This window comes from Photobacterium sp. R1 (assembly GCF_054600795.1).
This window is the reverse complement of sequence record NZ_BAAHZP010000164.1, coordinates 1-389: the sequence shown is the minus strand read 5'-3', so window position 1 is coordinate 389 and position 389 is coordinate 1. Positions and strand designations below refer to the sequence as shown.

The 389-nt window shown below is 35.5% G+C and carries 1 protein-coding gene; it reads right to left on the bottom strand.

The window, feature by feature from the left end; genetic code table 11:
- On the bottom strand, positions 1-339 hold a 339-nt coding region (locus ACYP03_RS24490), incomplete at its 3' end, for a hypothetical protein (protein ID WP_459782446.1).
- Between the last annotated feature and the right edge of the window lie 50 nt (positions 340-389).

Genomic DNA, 389 nt, shown 5'->3' with positions numbered 1-389 from the left:
TGTTACCATAATTATACTGATAAAAACAGGACCAAAATTCATTCTTATCTCAATGAGATAAGCTAGCGGCAAATAAAGAGACGTCAGTCCTAAACCTAATAAACCTGAGATAAGACACGTTCTCATAAATTTTATATCTTTCCAGATTTCAAAAGGTAAAACATATGCGGATCGATGAGAAATCTCATGTCTTAATAACCAGAATGTACCTAAAATACCAAGCGCTAAAAATGCCAGAACCTTATAGATGTTTTCAGCGCTCTCATGAATCAGTTGTAAACTGAGAATGACAATGGCAATAGAAAAACTGAATAGTCCGTTAAACACGAGCTCTTTCAACTTCAGGCCATTCCCTTGTGTCTTTGGTAAATAGATCGATGTCACCAACA